Origin of the sequence: Hymenobacter ginkgonis (assembly GCF_009755225.1) — a bacterium.
In the GTDB taxonomy this organism is placed as follows: domain Bacteria; phylum Bacteroidota; class Bacteroidia; order Cytophagales; family Hymenobacteraceae; genus Hymenobacter; species Hymenobacter ginkgonis.
The window spans coordinates 217,567-236,325 of the sequence record NZ_WQKZ01000003.1 but is presented as its reverse complement, the minus strand read 5'-3'; the positions used below and the strand labels follow the sequence as shown (position 1 = coordinate 236,325).

At 63.5% G+C, this 18,759-nt stretch carries 17 protein-coding genes; 10 read left to right on the top strand and 7 right to left on the bottom strand.

The genetic code is table 11. The features are described from left to right. Both GO988_RS24610 and GO988_RS12405 read left to right on the top strand, forming a co-directional pair. Window positions 1-1,047 carry a sensor histidine kinase gene (locus GO988_RS24610; protein ID WP_157565880.1) on the top strand — a complete coding sequence of 349 codons (1,047 nt, stop codon included), beginning with the start codon at window positions 1-3 and terminating at the stop codon, window positions 1,045-1,047. A gap of 7 nt (window positions 1,048-1,054) precedes the next feature. Continuing rightward, the gene (locus GO988_RS12405) at window positions 1,055-1,885 is read left to right on the top strand and encodes a LytR/AlgR family response regulator transcription factor (RefSeq protein WP_157565878.1); all 831 of its coding nucleotides are present in this window, start codon (window positions 1,055-1,057) and stop codon (window positions 1,883-1,885) included. A gap of 32 nt (window positions 1,886-1,917) precedes the next feature. Here GO988_RS12405 and GO988_RS12400 read toward each other — a convergent pair whose 3' ends face one another. The 5 genes from GO988_RS12400 to GO988_RS12380 all read right to left on the bottom strand — a co-directional run bounded on the left by GO988_RS12400 (window position 1,918) and on the right by GO988_RS12380 (window position 7,751). Further along, the gene (locus GO988_RS12400; RefSeq protein ID WP_157565876.1) at window positions 1,918-2,760 is read right to left on the bottom strand and encodes a LytR/AlgR family response regulator transcription factor; all 843 of its coding nucleotides are present in this window, start codon (window positions 2,758-2,760) and stop codon (window positions 1,918-1,920) included. A 38-nt stretch (window positions 2,761-2,798) separates the two neighbouring features. Continuing rightward, the gene (locus GO988_RS12395) at window positions 2,799-3,299 is read right to left on the bottom strand and encodes a hypothetical protein (RefSeq protein ID WP_157565874.1); all 501 of its coding nucleotides are present in this window, start codon (window positions 3,297-3,299) and stop codon (window positions 2,799-2,801) included. Between the two features lie 38 nt (window positions 3,300-3,337). Further along, window positions 3,338-4,492: a sensor histidine kinase gene (locus GO988_RS12390; protein ID WP_157565872.1), complete on the bottom strand. Its 1,155-nt coding sequence runs from the start codon at window positions 4,490-4,492 to the stop codon at window positions 3,338-3,340. 97 nt (window positions 4,493-4,589) lie between these two features. Continuing rightward, window positions 4,590-5,297: a hypothetical protein gene (locus GO988_RS12385; protein ID WP_157565870.1), complete on the bottom strand. Its 708-nt coding sequence runs from the start codon at window positions 5,295-5,297 to the stop codon at window positions 4,590-4,592. Window positions 5,298-5,504: 207 nt separating this feature from the next. Beyond that, a complete protein-coding gene (locus GO988_RS12380; protein ID WP_157565868.1) occupies window positions 5,505-7,751 on the bottom strand; it encodes a TonB-dependent receptor in 2,247 nt (748 codons plus the stop codon). A gap of 200 nt (window positions 7,752-7,951) precedes the next feature. Between GO988_RS12380 and GO988_RS12375 the strand changes: the two genes are divergently transcribed. The 4 genes from GO988_RS12375 (at window position 7,952) to GO988_RS12360 (ending at window position 12,946) form a co-directional block, all read left to right on the top strand. Beyond that, the gene (locus GO988_RS12375; RefSeq protein WP_157565866.1) at window positions 7,952-9,259 is read left to right on the top strand and encodes a PAS domain-containing protein; all 1,308 of its coding nucleotides are present in this window, start codon (window positions 7,952-7,954) and stop codon (window positions 9,257-9,259) included. A gap of 212 nt (window positions 9,260-9,471) precedes the next feature. Then, a complete protein-coding gene (locus GO988_RS12370) occupies window positions 9,472-9,822 on the top strand; it encodes a hypothetical protein (protein ID WP_157565864.1) in 351 nt (116 codons plus the stop codon). Window positions 9,823-10,658: 836 nt separating this feature from the next. Continuing rightward, window positions 10,659-11,819 carry a DUF3419 family protein gene (locus GO988_RS12365; RefSeq protein ID WP_157565861.1) on the top strand — a complete coding sequence of 387 codons (1,161 nt, stop codon included), beginning with the start codon at window positions 10,659-10,661 and terminating at the stop codon, window positions 11,817-11,819. Next, complete coding sequence (locus GO988_RS12360) at window positions 11,816-12,946, top strand: aminoglycoside phosphotransferase family protein (protein ID WP_157565859.1); 1,131 nt, start codon at window positions 11,816-11,818, stop codon at window positions 12,944-12,946. The genes GO988_RS12365 and GO988_RS12360 overlap by 4 nt, the downstream gene beginning before the upstream one ends. Before the next feature lie 48 nt (window positions 12,947-12,994). Here the strand turns inward: GO988_RS12360 and GO988_RS12355 are convergent, their stop codons facing one another. Further along, the gene (locus tag GO988_RS12355) at window positions 12,995-13,240 is read right to left on the bottom strand and encodes a hypothetical protein (RefSeq protein ID WP_157565857.1); all 246 of its coding nucleotides are present in this window, start codon (window positions 13,238-13,240) and stop codon (window positions 12,995-12,997) included. A 75-nt stretch (window positions 13,241-13,315) separates the two neighbouring features. Between GO988_RS12355 and GO988_RS12350 the strand changes: the two genes are divergently transcribed. Then, window positions 13,316-14,662, top strand: a complete 1,347-nt coding sequence (locus GO988_RS12350) for a YfcC family protein (RefSeq protein WP_157565855.1) — start codon at window positions 13,316-13,318, stop codon at window positions 14,660-14,662. Between the two features lie 76 nt (window positions 14,663-14,738). Continuing rightward, complete coding sequence (locus tag GO988_RS12345) at window positions 14,739-15,278, top strand: YfiT family bacillithiol transferase (RefSeq protein WP_157565852.1); 540 nt, start codon at window positions 14,739-14,741, stop codon at window positions 15,276-15,278. 146 nt (window positions 15,279-15,424) lie between these two features. On the opposite strand, the gene GO988_RS12340 is transcribed toward GO988_RS12345, so the two are convergent. After that, window positions 15,425-16,291, bottom strand: a complete 867-nt coding sequence (locus GO988_RS12340) for a tetratricopeptide repeat protein (protein ID WP_157565849.1) — start codon at window positions 16,289-16,291, stop codon at window positions 15,425-15,427. Window positions 16,292-16,493: 202 nt separating this feature from the next. Here GO988_RS12340 and lpdA point away from each other — a divergent pair, with 202 nt between their 5' ends. Continuing rightward, complete coding sequence (gene lpdA / locus GO988_RS12335) at window positions 16,494-17,888, top strand: dihydrolipoyl dehydrogenase (RefSeq protein ID WP_157565847.1); 1,395 nt, start codon at window positions 16,494-16,496, stop codon at window positions 17,886-17,888. Window positions 17,889-17,989: 101 nt separating this feature from the next. Then, window positions 17,990-18,697: a hypothetical protein gene (locus tag GO988_RS12330; RefSeq protein WP_157565844.1), complete on the top strand. Its 708-nt coding sequence runs from the start codon at window positions 17,990-17,992 to the stop codon at window positions 18,695-18,697. The last annotated feature ends 62 nt before the right edge of the window (window positions 18,698-18,759 follow it).

Below are 18,759 nucleotides of genomic sequence, written 5' to 3'. Positions count from 1 at the left end.
GTGGCATTTGCCCCGACCTTCGCCCGCAGCATGAACGACCGACGCTTTCTCCTCTTCGGTATTCCGGGCATGGCCGCCCTGTCTTTGGTGCCGCGCGGGGTGCTTAGCTTGCCAGTGCTGCCGTTCTGGCCGGCGTCCTACGCGGTTTCGCTCACCTTCACGCTGGCGCTGTGGCTCGGCAACCGCCAGCTGTGGCAGTGGCTGCTGCGGCGCTGGCCCGAGGCCGCCGACACGGCCCGCCGCTTGTGGTGGCTGGCTGGCCTGGGCGTGGCCTACACCCTGGCCACTACGCTGGGGCTGGGCGCGGCCATTGTGGGGTGGCAGGGCGGCCGGCTGCGACTACCCCAGGAGCTACGCGAAATTGGCCTCAACCTGGTGGCGACCTTCATTGTGCTGCTGCTCTACGAAAGCATGCATTTCTTTCAGCAATGGCAGGCCAACCTGCGCCGCGCCGACCAGCTAGCCCGCGCCCAAACCCAGGCCCAGCTCGACGCCCTGGCTCAGCAGCTCGACCCGCATTTTCTGTTCAATTCCTTGAACACGTTGGCTGCCCTCATCGAGCCCCAGAACGAGCCGGCCCAGCACTACGTCGAGGGCCTGGCCGATGTGTACCGCTACGTGCTGCTGAGCCGCGAGCGCCCCACCGTGCCGCTGGCCGAGGAGCTAGCCTTTGTGCAAACCTACGTGGCGCTGCAAAAAGTCCGGTTTCGGGAGAATGTGCAGGTGCACTACCACATCCCTACCACCGCCCTGGCCCAGCACGTGGCCCCGCTGAGCGTGCAGCTGCTGGTGGAGAATGCCCTGAAGCACAACGAAGCATCGCAGGCCCGGCCGCTGCACCTGCGCCTCGTGGCCGATGCCGCCGCCACCGTGCTGCGCGTCGAAAACGCCTGGCAGCCCCGCACGGCCGGCCTGGCGCCCAGCACCAGCACCGGCCTGGCCAACGTGCGCCAGCGCTACGCGCTGCTCGGCGCCGCCCAGCCGGTGGCCGTGGAGCAGGCGGCCGGCATCTTTGCCGTTACCCTACCCCTGCTGCCGCCCACTTAGCCCGCCGATGTCCCCCTTCCGCATTCTCATTTTTGAAGACGAATACCCAGCCGCCGAGCGCCTCCAACGGTTGCTAACGCAGGCCGCGCCCACGGCCCAGGTGCTGGCCGTGCTCGACACCGTGGCCGGGGCGCTGGCCTGGCTCGACCAGCACCCGGCGCCCGACCTCATCCTCAGCGACATTCAGCTGGCCGACGGCCTCAGCCTCGACGTGTTTGCCCAGACGGTGGTGCGCAGCCCGGTCATCTTCACCACCGCCTACGACCAGTATGCGCTGCAAGCCTTCAAGGCCAATAGCATCGATTATTTATTGAAGCCACTGAAGCTACCTGAGCTAAAAACCGCGCTCGACAAACTAGCCTTCCGGGCCCAAAGCCATGAGGCAAAAGCGGCGCCAGACGACGCGGCAAAAGCCCTTGCTACCCCCGATTTTCTCCCGCAGAACTATGCCCTGGAGCGGTTGCTCGACGCGCTGCCCCGCCCGCAGCAACCTTACAAAACGCGCTTTTTAGTGCGCCAGGGCGAGAACTTCCTACCCCTGCCCGCCGCCGAAGTGGCCTGGTTTCAGAGCCGCCACGAAACGACCACGCTCGCCACCCACGACGGCCGCCGCTTCGTGGTCGTTTATACCTTGGAGCAGCTGGAAGCCCTGCTCGACCCTACCCTCTTCTTCCGGCTCAACCGCCAGGTGCTGGCCCAGCTGCCGGCCGTGCGCCGCCTGGTGCCCCACTTCGGCGGCAAGCTGCTGGTCGAGCTCAGCCCTACCCCCTCCGCCGGCGATGAAGTGCTAGTAAGCAAGGAGAAAGCCGCCGCCGTCAAGAGCTGGCTGGAGGGGTAAAGCAGCCGCTTGCAGCTACGGTAGGCTACCCCCTACCTATCGAGCCAGCTTTTGAATACGCTCACTTTTTCGCGGCTCACCAGCACGGGGCCTTCGCTTTCGGGCGGCGCGGGCTTGAGGATGGTTTGCAGGCGCGAATTAGTGTAGTGAATAATGTCGTGGATGGCCGCTTGGCGAGCCAGATAGGCGCGGTTGAGTCGGAAAAACTGGGCCGGGTCGAGCAGGGTTTCCAGCTGCTCCATCGTGTAGTCTACCACGTACTTGCGGCCGTCGGTGCTTTGGAGCAGGGTCGTTTTTTCGAGGCTAAAAAAGTACGCCACTTGCTCCACCGTCACCACCTTGAGGTGCTCGCCTATGCGCACCACAAACTGCGTTTTGTAAGTGGCCGTGGGCGCGGGCTGGCGTAATTGCTGCACCAGCGCCGCCAGCGTAGCGGCGTCCAAGCCCGGTACAACGGGCGCGTTTGTGCTGGAAACCGAACCTTTTATACTAAATCCAGTGGTTTCGGGAGTATTTGGGCCGATGCGCTGCCGCAGTTTGGTGAGCGCCGCTTGCAATTCCTCTTCGTCGATGGGCTTCAGCAGATAATCGACGCTGTTTACTTTGAAGGCCCGCAGCGCATACTGGTCGTAGGCGGTGGTGAAGATGACCGGGCAGGTAATGGCTACCTGCTCAAACAGCTCGAAGCTGAGGCCGTCGGCCAGGTGAATATCCAGAAATAGCACGTCGGGCGCGGGGCCAGCTTGCAGCAGCGCCACGGCCTGCGCCACCGACTCGGCGGGGCCCAGCACGGTGAGTTCCGCTACGTGTTTGTGCAGCAGTGCAGTGAGGCGGCGAGCGGCCAGGGGCTCGTCTTCGACAAGTAATGCCAGCATGGCAAGGGCTTAACTAAAGGGAGAGGGGTAGGGAGAAATCAGCGGCGGGCCAGGCTGTCGCGCAGTTGCCTCAGCCGCTGGTTAAGGGCGGCCGCCTGGTAGAAATAATTGGTGCGGGCCAGCTGCGCCACCTCGCCCTGGTTGGAGCTGGCCAGCCGAAAAATAAGGTTGCGGCTGTGCAAGTGCCAAGCCTCGGCGGGCGGGGCCAGCAGGCGCACCACCAGGGTGGCTTCGAGCAGCGGCTGAAACGCGCTGGTGGCCGCCGCAATGGGCCGCAACTGCTGCAAAGCCGGCAGCAACGTGCGCAGCTGCGCGGGCGCGCGCGCCTGAAACGGGCGCGCCGGAGCACCTCCTTCACTGCCCACGAGCGGATACAGGGTGATACTTTCGAGGTCGGCGGGTGTGGCCTGGCGCAGGGCCTTTTCGACGGCCGCGCGCTCGTTGGGCACGGCCCCTTTGCGCACCAGCAGCCAGCCAATGGCCGTGGCCACCACCACGCACCCTACCCACAATACGTCCAGGTTAACGAGTTTTTTCACGCTGCAATAAAGCCCAGGCTCCGCTACTTACCGCGGGCCTACAAGGCCAGCAGCGGCAAAGTAACCACGAATTCGTGGCCCACTGGGCCTGCCTGCACCGGGCGCTCGGTGAGGAAGGCGTAGCGCGCGCGCAGGTTGGCGAGGCCGCGGCCCGAGGCTTCGTCGGGCGCTAGGCGGCGCGGGCGCAGCGTGTTGCGCACAGTGAGGGTGCGGGCCGCGGCCTCGACGCTCACGCGCAGGTGCAGCGGGTCGGCCTGGAAGGCGGTATTGTGCTTCACCGCGTTTTCGAGGAGTAGCTGCAGCGCCAGCGGGGGCAGAAATAGGGCGCTGAGCTCGGCGGCGGGGGGTAGGGCCAGCTCGGCCTGCAAGGCTTCGTCGAGCCGGGTTTTTTGCAGAAAAAGGTACGATTCGGCAAAGGCTAATTCTTCGCTCAGCGGCACCAGCTCCTGGCTTTGGCTGTCGAGCACGTAGCGGTACACGCTGCTGAGCTGGCGGATGAAGCGCACGGCGCGAGCCGGGTCGTTTTCCTCTACCAAGCTCGTGAGGGCGTTGAGCGAATTAAACAAGAAATGCGGGTCTACCTGCCGGCGCAAGGAGTCGAGGCGCGCCACGGCCGACTCTTTTTCGAGGCGCTCGGCGCGCACGGTGGCCTCGCGCCAAGCCAGCAAAAACGCGCGCGAGTGCATAAACAGCGAAATCACGACCGTAGCTAGCAGCGGAAACGTCGAGTGCTCGAAAAACTGGTGGCGCAGCGTGTAGCCCAGCGGCTGGTGAAACAGCAACACCGCCCCCAGCTCGCCCACCAGCACTATTACGAGCAGCGAGGCCAGCAGCGACAGGCCCACCGTAAACAGCAGCCGCCGAATAGGTTGCTCGCCCCAGCCGGTGCGCAAGCTGAGCAAGTCGGCAGTGTATGCATTGGCAAACCACAGCCCCGCCGCGTAGCAAAAAGCCAGGCCAAACGACACCGCATAGCCCTGCGGGTCGCGCCAGGGCGGCGGCGCAAATAGCAGCGCCGTGCCCGCGCACGCCAGCCCTATCCAGCCCAGCGACTTCTCAAAGGTTCGCACCTGCGTGCGTTTTACGGCCGCTAGGCGGGGTAGGGCCGGGTGAGATGCCTCGACAAAGGACGGCGGCGGTACGGGCGGTGAAGTTGAAGGCACGGCGGGCGGCGAAAGGAGCGTGGCGGCCATAAAAGTAGAAGCTAGCGCGGCGGAGTTTAGGTACAGTAGCGCGGACTTGTAGTCCGCGAATGCAGTCACTTTGGTAGTCGCGAACTACAAATCCGCGCTACCTATCAGTTTGCGCCGTGGCTACCTCGTATTGCTTGAGGCGGCCCAGCGTCTGGCCTTCGCCCCAACTGGGCGCGAGCGCCGTGGCAGGCCGGAAAGCGGCGAATTTGGCCTTAGCCTCCTCATACAAGGGTTTGGCCACGTCGGCCCCGCCGCCAAACATGCTGGGCGTGTAGTACACATTGTTGGCGCCCACGAGGTAAGCGCGCGGATTGGCGGGGTTCAGCTTTTTGGCTTGGGCTACCGTCTCGTTCACGAGGCGCGAGTACTTCAGGCTGCGCAGCACCGGCGCGATGCCCAGCCGCGCCTGGTACACGTAAGCTTGCAGCGTCAGCAGCTCCGACTCGTCGCCGCCCAGCTGGCGGGCCTGGGCCAGGGCGGCTTCGGCCTGGTCGAGGGTTTTGTCTTTGGCATCGCCGTCTTCCTTACTCTGGAACACGTTGATAAGCAGCGCATACGCCTGGTAATAGCGAGGCAGCCAGTCGGCCGGGGCCACCGTGGCAGCGCGCTCCAGCTTGGCAGCCAAGCCCTTGAGCTCCGCAGCGTCGCCGGTGTGCAGCACCTGGGCAATGGTGGCGCCGAGCAGGTCGGCGTAGCCAGCGGGGGTAGGAGCTACGGCGGCCTTAACCGGCGTAGCGGGGGTAGTTTGGGCCGCGGCCCCGAAGCTGGCGGCGGCGAGGGCGAGGGTGAACAAGTGCTTTTTCATGGCAGTAGCTAAGTAATGAAAGGAGAGATGAAGGGTACAAGGCGGGCGTTGCTGAATCAAAGGTGGGCGCGGGGGTAGGGTCCCCAAAACGGCCGTTGCCGAAGCGTCGAAAGCCGCCGCCGAAGCAGCCGCGCAGCCGGCTGTAGCGCTAAGGCCGGCCAGCTGCGCGGAGCCGCCCAAGCCCAAACTCGCGGCAAAACAGCCGCCTTACTCGGGGGCTACCGACGTGTCGCCGGGGGTCTTTTTATTAACCGAAATGAAGAGCGCGGCCACCACCAGCTGCGGCATGAGCGAGCGCACGGGCACGGCGGCGTAGCGGCCCGTAGCGGCATCGGGCGTGGTGGCGTAGCGGTAGCCGTAGAGGTTGTCGCGGCCCAGCACGTTGCTCATGCTCAGGTGCACAATGGTGTACTGGCCGGCCAGGTGCGTGAGGTAGCTCAGGCCCAGGTCGAACTGCTGCGAGCTGGGTGTGCGGCCCTGGTTGTAGCCCGGCTGGTTGGGGTCGTAGTAAGCGCGCGGGCTGCCGTAGGCGTAGGTGGCGCTCACTTGCAGGTGCAATTGCTGCACCCAATACTTGCCCACCAGGCTCACGGTGTGGGTAGCGGCGAAGGTGGGCACGGCCGGCGCCAAGTCGGCCCGAAACTGCCGGCGGGTGTCGAGCAGGCCGTAGCTCACCCAGTAATCTATCTTCTTGAACGTGCGGTACTGGTCGCGCCACAGCACATCCACGCCCTGGGCGTAGCCACTACCCGAGTTGGCGTAGGCACTCGCGTTCAGGGTATTGTAGCGGTCGAAGCACACCAGGCCGCGGTAGTCTTTGCGGTAGGTATCGACGCGCAGGATGCGCCCAGCGGCCATGTGCTGGTAAGTGAGGATGTAGTGCGCGGCCCGCTCGAAGCCCAGCGCCGGCTGCACGTAGAGCAGGTCGTTGGTGGGGTTTTGGTAGAACAGCCCCGCGGCGGCCGATAGTTGCTCGCCCGCGCCCAGCTGCCAGGCCAGGGCCGCCCGCGGCGCCAAGTTGGCTTTATGTAGCAACGCCGAATACTCGCCGCGCAGCCCTACCCGCCCCGTAAGGCGCGGGGCCAGGCTAAGGTCGCTTTCGGCAAATACGGCGGTGCGCTTTTCCAAAAAACCGGGGGTAGCCACGGGCGCGTCGGGCGTGGCTTGGTAGGTGAGGTCGTAGCGCTGCACGGTGTTTTCGGTGCCCAGCTTGAGGTTATACCACGTGCTGGCCGAGTCGTTGGTGAGCACCAGGCGGGCAGTGGCGGTTTGCTCGAGCGTGCCGATGCGCTGGGGCTCGGGCTGCACGGCGTTGCGCTCGCGGCCCAGGGCCAGGCCGGCGTTCAGGCTCCAGCCACGGCGCCAGGCGGTGCGGTAAGTGGTATTGAAGTAATAATTTGTGTTTTGCAGGCTAGTGAGGCGGCCGCCCAGCGCGTAAGCGGCCTCGGGGTCTGCCTGGCGCGAGGCCACTTGCTGGTGGCTATAGGTGGCGTAGAGCTTCAGCATGCCCGTCTGGCCGGTGCGGTGCACCAGGCGGAAGGCGCCGCCCAACGTTTGCGGGGCCTGCTCCCAGCGCTGGGCGGGCGCCGTGAGGCCGAAGTAGGGCGCCAGGTTGGTATAATCGACATTCACCGAGGCTGAGGTGCGCGCCCAGCGCTTGGTGCGCGACAGGCTGCCGCCCACGCTCAAGAGCGAAATGCCAGTTTGCGTTTCGGGGTCGAGGTCGAGCGAGTTCAGCCCTACCACCGCGCTCAGCGCCTGCCCGTACTCGGCCGAGTAGCCGCCCGTGCTAAACAGCGTGCCCTTAAACAGGCTAGGCGAAAACCGCCCCCGCGCCGGCATACCCGCCGTGCTGCCGCCATAAAAGCTCTGCACGGGCAGCCCGTCGAGGTAGTAGCGCGTTTCGGAGGCCGCCCCGCCGCGCACGAACAGCTTGCCCTCTTCCCCTACCCGCGTGGTGCCGGGCAGCGTGTTGAGGGCCGTCGAGATATTAGCCATCGCCCCGGCCGTGGTCAAAATATCAAGCGGTTTGAGGGTGGCCGAGCGCTTTTCGTCGCTCGCCTCAAACGCCCCCGCCACGATGGTGACCGTGCCCAGCGAGGCGCGGCTCTCGCGCAGGCGGCAGGGGGGTAGGGCCAGCACGCCGCCGGTCAGCGCCAGCGGCGTTTCTTGTAGCGCGTAGCCAATGAGCGTGCACACCAGCGGCAGCGTGCCGGTGGCCGTAGTGGAGAACGCGAATCGGCCCAGCGAATCGGTAGTAGCGCCGTCGAAAGTGGTTTTTAAGAACACGTTGGCGCCCGGCAGCGGGTGGCCGGCCCCGTCGAGCACGGTGCCGCTGAGGCGGGTAGTGGCCTGGGCCACAGAGGCGGGGGTAGGGGCCGCCACGGGCGTTTGGGCGGCGGTAGGAGCAACTGAGGCCAAGGCAAAAAGCAGGAGCAGCGCGGGCGTTTTCATGGGGGGTAGGCCGGGGAGCGTTTAACTGCTCCAAAGGTGCCGGGCCACCCTACCCCCCTTCAATTAAAAGCTACCGAAACAGCAAAAGCCGGCACTGAGCCGTCGTTTGGCGCAGTTGGGCGAACTGCCTCAACCACTGGCGGTGGCTGGCGTTGTTTAGCATACTTATTACCTTCGCTCCCCTGTAAGTACCTGCTCTTATGTCTACCCCTACGCTTCCCGCTGACTATCAACACGTCTTCCGCTCGCTGCCCGAGAACTTCCTACTCATGGCGCCGGATGCAACTATTATCGACAACACCGACAGCCACGTGGCAGTGTCGCTCAAGCCCCGGGCGGAGGTAGTGGGCCAGACGCTGTTTGAGGCCTATCCTTCAGTGGATGAGAACGAAGGCGAGGTTATTTTCCAATCACACGAGCACGTGCGCAACTTCCTGGAGCCGCACACCATGCCGCTCATTCGCTACGACCTGGAGCGGCCCGCCGAGCAGGGCGGCGGCTTCGAGGAGTACTACTGGCAGGCTACCCACTACCCCATTCTGGACGCTACCGGGCAGCTGCAATATATTTTGCAGCGCACCCAGAACGTAACCGAGCAACTGCGCGCCGCCAGCGCCGCCCGCGAGGCGCAGCAAAAGCTGACCGACGAGCAGGAGCGCACCCGTTTCATCCTCGACAGCCTGCCGGTGCTGATTTGGACGGCCACGCCCGATGGCCAGCGCGACTACTTCAACCCCCGCTGGCTGGCCTTTACGGGCAAAGAAATGGCCGCCGAAACCGGCGAGCAGTGGCTCGAAAGCCTGCACCCCGACGACCGTGAATCGGTGAGCACCAAGTGGCAGCAGGCTATAGCCACCGGCAGCACCTACCAGGTAGAGTACCGCCTGCGCCGCCACGACGGCCAGTACCGCTGGGTGCTGAGCCGCGCGCTGCCCCGCCGCGGCGCCGACGGCCAAATTTTGATGTGGGTGGGCGGCGTCACCGACATCCACGACCAAAAGCTGCTGGTGCAGGAAATCTTGGAAACCAACGAGCAGCAGGCCGTACTCTCCGACCAAGCTTACCAGAACTACAAACGGGCCGAAAGCCAGCGTGAAACCTACCAGGAGTTATTCCGGCAGGCACCGGCGCTCATCTGCATTCTGCGCGGGCCCGAGCACCGCTACGAGTTTGTGAATGCCGCCTACCAAAGCTTATTTGCTGGCCGCCAGCTCGTGGGCAAAACCGTGGCCGAAGCCCTGCCAGAGGTAGCGGCCCAGGGCGTTATCACGCTGCTCGACAATGTGTATACCACGGGCGAAACCTTCCGAGCCAACGAGCTGCCGGTGCAATTGCGCACGGCTGCGGCCGCAGGCGAGCCCCTGCACCAGCGGTACTTCAGCTTCACGTACCAGCGCTTCAGCGAAGCCGACCAGCCGGTTGGCATCATGGTATTTGCCTTCGACATCACTGAGCTGGTAGAAGCGCGCCAAACCCTGGAGCGCCTGCAACCTTCGGGCGGCCGGTAGCCTCCTTGTCCACGCCGCCGGCCCCTGCTGGCAGCCAGGTAGGTAGCCCATAGAGCAGGCGGTATTTGCCAGAAGTTCTCCCATTCTTCACCTGTTTGGCCGTTAATTTGCTATGCACGCCGCCCGGCAGCCAGCAATGTTGCTTGCCTAGGCTAGCCGAATTTTTGTAAAGCATCAGTAGTTTGCTTTAAACCGCGTTTTCCCTCTCTTTTATGGAGCTCACCGCCCTCGACTTTCAGCAAGCCCGCGTGAAGCAGGTGTTGTTTAAGTCGCGCCTGCGTTCGGTACTCTATGGCGTGCGGGAAGCGGAACCCAGCCTGTTTACCATGCAGGATAACCCGCTGGGGCAGTGGCTAAACGCCGTGCTGAAGCCTCAGTACAGCCACCGCCCCGAAGTGGCGGGCATCGAGCGCCTCATCCGCCAAACCCTCGACACGGGCCAGTCGCTAGTGCGCCAGCACCAGCGCGGCGAGATGGAGCAGGCCCGCGCCGGCCTTGAGCAGATAGAGCGCCTAGCCAGCGAAATTGACGTGCTGCTGACTACCGTGGAGCGGAGCGCGTAGCGCCAGCCACCTGACTCATCGGCCTAACTACTACCGTTGTAATCCAACTTTCAATCGAGCGGCCGGCGGCGGGGCGCCGCTAAAAAACTGGTTTTAGAGTTGAGCCGAGGTACAAAGCCTGGTGGCTCTCTGTACGCTGTCGCGGCCCCGAGAATCACGCCAGGTGGTGGGGTAAGCACAGCTGCACTGCGGGGCATTTTGTCAGCTTGCACTGCCCAGCGGAGCGGGGCGGCAGTCAGCCTGTCGCTGCCTTTCTCCCCAACCGGGCCAACGGCACCCCACCCAACCGCGGGTAATGGCGCAGCAGCCCACCTTGCCGCAGCCCGCCCGCCTGGTGGGCGCTACTGCTGGGCAAGGGGGGTAGGCAGCTTTTAAGTCCTCCATCGCCGCGCACCTATTTTTTGGGCTACTGCGTGGTATAGCCAAATAGCGCCGGGCTGGCGCCGAAGCTGACGGTGCTCCCTCGGCGCCATTTGGCAGCCCAACAAAGAAGTTATAAATTTGGCTAACACCTGCTTGCCTACCCCCTGCCTGGGGGATGAGGTGCCGGCACGCGAGCTGCACGTAGCCCCGTGCCTGGCGCTGCGCCGGGTAAGTAGCCGGCCCCAAACGGCGCAGGCTACTTCGAGGGTGGCAGTAGCTGGCGGGGGTAGGGCGCGGCTAGGTTGAGTAGGTATACAGCACCCGCTCGGGGCCGGGGCAGGAGGATTCGAGCGGGTTGTGGCCGGGCAACGGCGGCTGGCAGGTAACCGTTATTTATTGAAAACTTGTTCTAACCTTGTGAAGTAATAAACTGGCTATCAAGCGTATTTCTGGCATTCAATTTATTCTGGCTCATGGAATCCGAATTTACCCGTGTCCCGCTTGACCGCCTGCGCTACAGCTTGGTATGGGAAGACCACGCGACGCTCTACGCGGCCCTAGAGCTGGCCCCGACCGACCATGCGCTCATCATTACTTCGGGGGGCAGCAATGCCCTGAATGCCCTGCTAGCCGGCCCCCGCCTGGTAACGGCCATCGACCTGAACCCGGTGCAAAACCAGCTATTAGCTCTCAAAGCACACATCATCAAGCACCACCCGCCGGCGGTGCTGCGTGGGCTACTGGGCCTTGACGGGCCGGCCGCCGTGGCTACCACCGTCGAGGCGCTGCAAGCTACCCTACCCCCCGTGGCGTTCGCCTGCTGGGCCGAGTACCTGCGCCTGCACCCCGGCGGCCTGCTGGTAGCCGGGCAGCTCGAAGCCTACGTAACCAGTTTTATCACCGGCCTATCAAGCAGTTGGCAGCGCAAGCTGCACAAGCTGCTGGATTGCGAATCGGTAGCCGAGCAGCAGATGTACGTCGAGATGGAACTCGACCAGCCAGCTTTTCGGGCGGCGTTTACGGTGTACTTTGATGCGGTGAACCTGAGCCAGGGCCGCGACCCGCGCCTGTATAGCTACGCCGCCGAATCGGGCGGGGCCACGTTTTACCGGCGCCTAATGCGGCAGCTAAACCAACGGCTGGCGCGCGACAATTTTTTTCTGCGCTTCCTGCTTTTTGGGCCCACCAACCTGCCCGAGGCCATATTACCGCCCTGCTACCAAGCTGCCCACCACGACCAGCTGCGCGAGCGCCTCCTCAACCTGCGGCTGGTAGTGGGCGAGGCCATCGGGTTTTTGCTCTCCGAAGCCGGGCAGGACGTGGACAAGGCCAGCCTATCCAATATTTTTGAGTACGTCAGCCCCGCCGAATTCGAGCGCGTGAGCACGGCCCTGGCGGCCCAGCGTGCGGCCAGTGGCCGGCCGCTGCGGGCTGTGTTCTGGAACCTGTTGCAGGTGCAGGCGCCCGGGCGGGTGGCGGGCGTGCCGCTGCTGCCCGCCGCCTCGGCCCGGCTGAGTGCCGCCGACGCCTGCTTTTATTTTAGTGGCGTGCGGCTGCTGAGCTATGCCGACTATCCCGCTGAGCAAGCAAGCAGTATGCCCTACGCCCTACCCTACCCCACCCCGCCCCGATGAGCCCTGACTTGCTGCAAAGGTTGCTGCGCCAGCACGCGCCCACCCAGGCGGCCGACGTGCGCGCCGTGCGCCCCCGGCTGCTCGATAGCTCAGCCAGTATTTTGGCCAACCTTACGGCCGAGCGCACGGCCCAGCCGGTAGGCCTGTTTGGCCTCGAAGCCGAGCTGCGCACCACTGGCACCACCTGGCGCACCGAGCGCCTGGTGCTGAAAGCCAAGCCTCCTGGCCCAGCTATCTGCCAGATGTTGACTTCGTTAGCGCGGGCATGCGGCGGCCTCCTGGCCGAGGTATACCCGGCTTTTGAGCTGCGCACTGGCTTTGCCCACACGCACCGCCGCGAGCTGGCCGTGTATGGCTCGGCGGCCGCGGACGTGGCCCTGCCCCCACTGCTGCCTACCATTTGGGCCACCCACGCCGACGAGGCTGCCGCGAGCTACCTCGTGGTGCTGGAAGACCTCAGCGACCGCGAGCTGCTCAACTCGGCCCCCACGCCCGATGCCTGGACCGATGCGCACCTGCGCGCAGCCCTGCGCCAACTGGCTGCCTGGCACGCCCGGCACCTGGCCGGCCCTATCCCTCCCGAAAGTGCCCCGGCCACCTGGCCCGAGCTTGTGCCCCTCTGGGAGGCGCTGCTGGCGCACGCGGCTACCCACTTTCCGGCGCTCTACCCCCCGGCGCGCGTGCGGCAGCTGCGCACCGCCCTGCGCGGCATTCCGGCCGACTGGGCAACGCTGCAAACGTTGCCTAAAACCCTTATTCACAACGACCTAAACCCGCGCAATACGTGTTTTAAGCGTAGCCCCGACGGCCACCTGGCGTTTGTGGCCTACGACTGGGAGCTGGCCGCCTGGCACCTGCCGCAGTACGACGTGGTGGAGCTGCTGAGCTTCGTGCTCACGCCGGCCCGCTACCACCTGCGGCCCCTGTATTTCGAATTGTATCGCCAGGAGCTGCACGCACTTACGGGCCAGTTTGCCGACCGCGCCGCCTTCGCCGAGGGCTACCGCTTGGCTAGCCTAGAATTTGGCCTGCACCGCGTGGGGCTCTACCTCATGGCCCATACCCGGAGCCCCTACTGCTTTTTGCCGGGGGTGATAAACAGCTTTTTTGCGGGGCTAACCAGGTGAGTTGTAGCGAGGCCCCGGCAACTCGCACGCAGCTTCCGGCCCTACCCCCTACCACTCGGCCGGCAGGCGCACCAGGGCCAAATAATCGGCCAGGCCGCTGGGCCGCTCAAACACGTGGATGAACAAGATGGCTTCCTCGCCGATGCTGCGCCACACTTCGGCGTAGAAGTTTTCTACCGCATAGAGGCTCAGCCGAAAGCTGTCTTCGGTGCGCTCGGCCAGGGGGCGGCCGTGGTGGGCCAGATGCTCGGCCTGGCGGCGCTGGTGCAGGTCTTTAAAGGCGGAAAACGTCATGGCTTGTATCCCGAAGATACACCCGGCAGCCCGGCCCTGGTTCCCGGCTAAGCGCCGGCGCGCCAACTTTGCGGCATGACTTCCTTTCGCTTTCCGCACCCCCTGGTGCTGCTTACCTTCTTTATTTTGCTGGCAGCGGCCCTGAGCTACGTGCTGCCCGCCGGCCAATTTACGCGCCGCCCCAACGCTGCCACCGGCCGCGAGGTGGTGGTGCCCGGCTCGTACCAGCGCGTGCCAGCCACTCCCGTAAGCCCGCTGCAAGTGTTTGTGGACATCCCCCGGGGCCTAGCCGATGCGAGCGCGGTGATATTCCTGATTTTTTTGGCCGGCGGGGCTTTCACGGTGGTGGACCAAACCGGGGCGCTGCGTTACGGCGTCGATTGGCTACTGCGCCATGCGCAGGGGCGCGAAGTGGCCATTATTCCGCTCATTTCCTTGGCCTTCGCCACCATGGGCGCCCTCGAAAACATGGGCGAAGAAATTATCGCTCTCGTGCCGGTGCTGCTCGTGCTCATGCGGCGGCTCGGCTACCCCACCCTCACGGCAGTAGCCGCCAGCCTGGGGGCAGCGCTAGTGGGCGCGGCGTTCAGCCCCATCAATCCGTTTCAGGTGGGCATTGCCCAAAAGCTGGCGCAACTGCCGCTGCTGTCGGGCTGGGGCTACCGGCTGGTATTTCTGGCCGCGGCCTTGGCCATTTGGATAGGGGGCACGCTGCGCCACGCCATTCGCCACCGCCAGGCGGCCGATAGTAGCGCCCAGGAGGAAGAGGCCGATGCCGTGGGCGCCGGCCGCCACGGGCTGGTACTGCTCCTCATGCTGGTGGCGTTCAGTATTTTTGGCTACGGCGTAGTAAGCTTGGGGTGGGATTTTGAGCAAATGGCGGCCTTGTTCTTCGTGCTGGGGGTAGGAGCCGGCCTGCTGGGCGGCCTGGGCCTCACGGGCACGGCTGAGGGCTTTGTGGTGGGCTTCCGCGACATTGCGTTTTCGGCCATTCTTATTGGGTTTGCGCGGGCCATTTTCGTGGTGCTAGAGCAAGGCCACATCGTCGATACCCTGGTGCAGGGGCTGGCTACGCCGCTGGCGCACCTGCCCGTGGCCTTCGCGGCGCTGGGCATGCTGGGCGTGCACGCGGCCCTGCATTTGCCCGTGCCCAGCGTGAGCGGCCAAGCCGTGCTGACGATGCCGCTGCTCGTGCCGCTCTCCGACCTCATCGGCCTGTCGCGGCAAGTCACGGTGCTGGCCTACCAATATGGCGCCGGCCTCACCGACCTCCTTACCCCCACCAACGGTGCCCTGATGGCTATGCTAGCTGCCTGCGGCGTGCGCTACGACCAGTGGCTGCGCTTTGCCGGGCCACTCTATGGGCTGCTGCTGGCACTGGGCGCGGCGGGCATACTGCTCGGCATCGGGCTGGGAGTGTGAGTTTTTGGCCCTCCTTACACTTAAGTTCTAGCTTGGCATTTTACGCAAATCAATTTCCTTTTTCCATTCTCAAATCATGTCTGCGTCTGACCTCGACTACCTGCGCTACCCCATTGGCCGGCCAGTGCTGCCTGCTACCCCCCTCACGCCGGCCGCGCGAGTGCCCTATTTGCAGCAGCTGGCTGAGCTACCGGCGCGCCTCACGGCGGCGGCGCGCCGGGTGGGCGGCGAGCGCCTGCAAGTACCCTACCGCCCCGGCGGCTGGACGGGCCGCCAGGTCATTCACCACATCGCCGACTCGCACCTGAATGCCTACGTGCGCTTTCGCCTAGCCCTCACGGAAGCTAATCCCACCATTCGGCCCTACGACGAAGCTGCCTGGGCCGAACTACCCGATGTGGCCGCTACGCCCATCACCGTGTCGCTGGCGCTGCTCGATAGCTTGCACACCCGCTGGCTTTCCCTGCTGCATAACCTCGACGAGGCGCAGTGGCAGCGCACCTTTTTTCATCCCGAGACCAAGAAAATTGCCACGCTCGACCAGACGCTGGTGCTGTACGCCTGGCACGGCCAGCACCATTTGGCCCATGTCGAGCTGCTGGCTGCTGCGCATTAATTTTTGGGTCAAAAAAAGAACGTCCTGCTGACGAAGAAAACAACTTGCTCGCGCCAATAGGATTACTAACCCTAATGGCGCGAGCAAGTTGTTTTCTTCGTCAGCAGGACGTTCTGTTAGCTTTCGCTAGTATTTCCGCACCCGCCTTACTTATTGCCGCCGCGCACCATGCTGCTGCCTTTGCCGTAGCGGCGGAGGCTTTTTTCGGCCTCCGGATTCAGTTTGGCGGCTTTTTCGAGGTCTTTGCGGGCTTCGCTTTTGCGGTCGTAGCTAGCGTAGCTGATGCCGCGATACTCCAGGGCGTCGGCGTAGAGCGAATCGACGGCCAGAGCGCGGGTGAAGTCCGACACGGCAGCCTTGTACTGGTACATCTGCATCTTGGCCACGCCACGGCCGAAGAAGGCCTCCTTATCGTCGGGGCGGAACTTTACGGCGCCGCTAAAGTCATTCGAGGCAGCCTTGTACTGCTTTAGCATTAGCTCGTTCACGCCCTTGTTATAATACACATCGGGGTTGCCGCGCATGGTGCGCAGGGCCACCACGTAGTCGGGCTGGGCTTCCTTATAACTCTTGAGGTTGGAATAAGCCTTGGCACGCTCCAAGTGAGCTTGGGCATCCTTGGGCTTCATTTTGAGCGTCAGGTTGGCGCGGGCGAGTTGGCTGCGGTAATCGGCGGCGGTCATTTTGCGCTCGGCGGCGCGCTCAGCAGTTGCGGCACTGGTAGTCAGGGCATTGGGGTCGAGCGTAGCAGTGGCCGCTTCGGCCGAGGGGTTGTCGAGGCCCTCAAGGGGGGTAGCGTTGGCCGAAGCAGTAGCATCGGCGGGCGGCGTGGCGGCGGGGTCGGGCAGCGGCACGGCCGTGGGGTCGGTGGCCGTGTTGGCGGGGGCCGTGCTCATGGGCTGGGCGGCCTTGGCGGTAGTGGTGGGGCGGTCGGTTTCGGTAGTAGTAGCACAACTGGCCAGGGCCAGCAGGGCAATAGCAACGGGGATATATGGGGTAATGAACGGCTTCATAAAGCAGAAAAAAAAGGAGTGAGTCAGCAGCGAGCTGGCTATTGGGGGCTTGTACGGAAAAGTACCACAAGGGTAAACAACAACAACTGGTCCAGCCTAAAAAAGCTACCGAACCCGTAGCCGCGCTACGGGGTTATCTTTGCCGCCCCCGGCTTGGCCGCGGAGCTTTTAGTAATCTCATTTACTCTGCACAAACAAACTCATGGCATTGCAATTTGACCTGGTAGTAATTGGCTCCGGCCCCGGTGGGTACGTAGCGGCCATCCGCGCCGCGCAGCTCGGGCTGAAGGTGGGCGTGGTAGAGCGCGAGTCGCTCGGCGGCATCTGCCTCAACTGGGGTTGTATTCCAACCAAGGCCCTGCTCAAAACGGCGCAGGTATACGAATATCTCCAGCACGCCCAGGACTACGGCCTGACGGTGAAGGAGGCTGGCTTCGACTTCGGAGCCGTGATTAAGCGCAGCCGGGGCGTCGCCGATGGCATGAGCAAGGGCATCAACTTCTTGTTTAAGAAAAACAAAATTGAGGTGGTGAACGGCACCGGTAAGCTCCTGGCTCCCGGCAAAGTAGAAGTAACCAAGGCCGACGGCACCAAGGAAACCGTGGAGGCGAAGAGCATTATCCTGGCTACCGGTGCCCGCGCCCGCCAGCTACCCAACCTGCCCATCGACGACAAGAAAATCATCGGCTACCGCAAGGCCATGACCCCCGACAGCCTGCCCAAGCGCCTGGTAGTGGTGGGCTCGGGCGCCATCGGCGTCGAGTTTGCCTACTTCTACCGCTCGCTCGGCACCGAGGTTACCATCGTGGAGTACCTGCCGCGCATTGTGCCGGTAGAGGACGAGGAGATTTCGCGCCAGATGGAGAAGTCCTATAAAAAGATGGGCATCAACATCCTCACCAGCGCCGAAGTAACCAAGGTAGATACGGCCGGCGCCGGCTGCAACGTGTTCATCAAGACGGCCAAGGGCGAGCAGCAAATTGCCTGCGACGTGGTGCTGAGCGCCGTAGGCGTGCAAACCAACCTCGAAAATATCGGCCTCGAAGAGCTGAAAATCAAGGTAGAGAAAGGCCGCGTCATCGTCGATGATTTCTACCAGACCAATGTGCCCGGCATCTACGCCATCGGCGACATTATTCCGGGCCCGGCGCTGGCGCACGTAGCGTCGGCCGAAGGCATTATCTGCGTCGAGAAAATCACGGGCCACAACCCCGAGCCTCTCAACTACACCAACATCCCCGGTTGCACCTACGCCCAACCCGAAATCGCCTCGGTAGGCTTCACCGAAGCGGAGGCCAAGGCCAAAGGCTACGACGTTCGGGTAGGTAAATTCCCCTTCTCGGCGTCGGGCAAAGCTGCGGCGGCCGGCGTAAAGGACGGCTTCGTGAAAGTCATCTTCGACGCCAAATACGGCGAGTGGCTCGGCGCCCACATGATTGGTGCCAACGTGACCGAGATGATTGCCGAGGTAGTGGTAGCGCGCAAGCTCGAAACTACTGGCCACGAAATCATCAAATCGGTGCACCCGCACCCCACCATGAGCGAAGCTATTATGGAAGCCACGGCTGCCGCCTACGATGAGGTAATCCACCTCTAAAGTTTTGTAATTTTCCTTGAAAAGCCAGGCCCGCACACGGCCTGGCTTTTTTTGTTCTTTATATTTGAAAGCTATATTTTTCCCTACCCCTTATTTTACCCATGAAACAACGCTTTACTCGCTCATTAGCAACCTTTTTAACGAGCTGCACGCTGCTGGGCAGCGGATGCGCGGGGTCTTACACGGCCATTCGCCCCGACCGTATTGCCAGCTACCAAGCGTCGCCGGTTGGCGCGCCGTTGCAGTTCAATTACCAGTTCGATGCCTTGCGTTTACAGGGCCGCAACAAGAAATACGCGAAGAAAGAGCAGAAGAAAGGCTACCACGTAGTGGCCGTGCAGGTCAAGAATACAACCGGCGCCGAAATCAACTTTTCGCGGGACGCCGTTTTGTACTATGGCGACCGCCCCGTGGTGCCCGTTGATGCCCGCCTTGCGGCCAAAGACATGAAGCAGGGGGTAGCCATTTATCTACTCTACGTGCTGCTCAATCCTACTTTCACCAAAACGACTACCACAAACGGGTACGTCACCAGTTCGGAAGGCAGCACCTTCTACGTTGGTCCTTTCATTGCCGGCGGCAACATGCTCGGCGCCTCGCTGGCCAACAACAACTTCCGCCGCGAACTAGAGCAGTACGACCTCACTAACCGCATCATCCACCCCGGCGAAACGGTGTACGGCCTGCTCTGCCTGCGCGAAGCCACCGTGGCCCCGCTCCGGCTCGAACTGCGCTCGGTAGCGGCCAATACCCCCGCCACGCCGGCGCCCGCGGCACCGGCCACCAGCCCCGCGCCGACTACCAACTAGTATTTTCAGTGCGTTTCTTACTCAAAAAAGCCTCGCGAATTGCGGGGCTTTTTTGCTTGGGC

Excerpts from the sequence above, each read along its gene's own strand:
- GO988_RS12340 (WP_157565849.1), bottom strand. The coding sequence starts at position 16,291 with ATGAAGCCGTTCATTACCCCATATATCCCCGTTGCTATTGCCCTGCTG.
- GO988_RS12330 (WP_157565844.1), top strand. The coding sequence starts at position 17,990 with ATGAAACAACGCTTTACTCGCTCATTAGCAACCTTTTTAACGAGCTGC.
- GO988_RS12370 (WP_157565864.1), top strand. The coding sequence starts at position 9,472 with ATGGAGCTCACCGCCCTCGACTTTCAGCAAGCCCGCGTGAAGCAGGTG.
- GO988_RS12390 (WP_157565872.1), bottom strand. The coding sequence starts at position 4,492 with ATGGCCGCCACGCTCCTTTCGCCGCCCGCCGTGCCTTCAACTTCACCG.
- GO988_RS12400 (WP_157565876.1), bottom strand. The coding sequence starts at position 2,760 with ATGCTGGCATTACTTGTCGAAGACGAGCCCCTGGCCGCTCGCCGCCTC.
- GO988_RS12375 (WP_157565866.1), top strand. The coding sequence starts at position 7,952 with ATGTCTACCCCTACGCTTCCCGCTGACTATCAACACGTCTTCCGCTCG.
- GO988_RS12405 (WP_157565878.1), top strand. The coding sequence starts at position 1,055 with ATGTCCCCCTTCCGCATTCTCATTTTTGAAGACGAATACCCAGCCGCC.
- GO988_RS12345 (WP_157565852.1), top strand. The coding sequence starts at position 14,739 with ATGTCTGCGTCTGACCTCGACTACCTGCGCTACCCCATTGGCCGGCCA.
- GO988_RS12360 (WP_157565859.1), top strand. The coding sequence starts at position 11,816 with ATGAGCCCTGACTTGCTGCAAAGGTTGCTGCGCCAGCACGCGCCCACC.
- GO988_RS12355 (WP_157565857.1), bottom strand. The coding sequence starts at position 13,240 with ATGACGTTTTCCGCCTTTAAAGACCTGCACCAGCGCCGCCAGGCCGAG.
- GO988_RS12385 (WP_157565870.1), bottom strand. The coding sequence starts at position 5,297 with ATGAAAAAGCACTTGTTCACCCTCGCCCTCGCCGCCGCCAGCTTCGGG.
- GO988_RS12365 (WP_157565861.1), top strand. The coding sequence starts at position 10,659 with ATGGAATCCGAATTTACCCGTGTCCCGCTTGACCGCCTGCGCTACAGC.
- GO988_RS12380 (WP_157565868.1), bottom strand. The coding sequence starts at position 7,751 with ATGAAAACGCCCGCGCTGCTCCTGCTTTTTGCCTTGGCCTCAGTTGCT.
- GO988_RS12350 (WP_157565855.1), top strand. The coding sequence starts at position 13,316 with ATGACTTCCTTTCGCTTTCCGCACCCCCTGGTGCTGCTTACCTTCTTT.
- lpdA (WP_157565847.1), top strand. The coding sequence starts at position 16,494 with ATGGCATTGCAATTTGACCTGGTAGTAATTGGCTCCGGCCCCGGTGGG.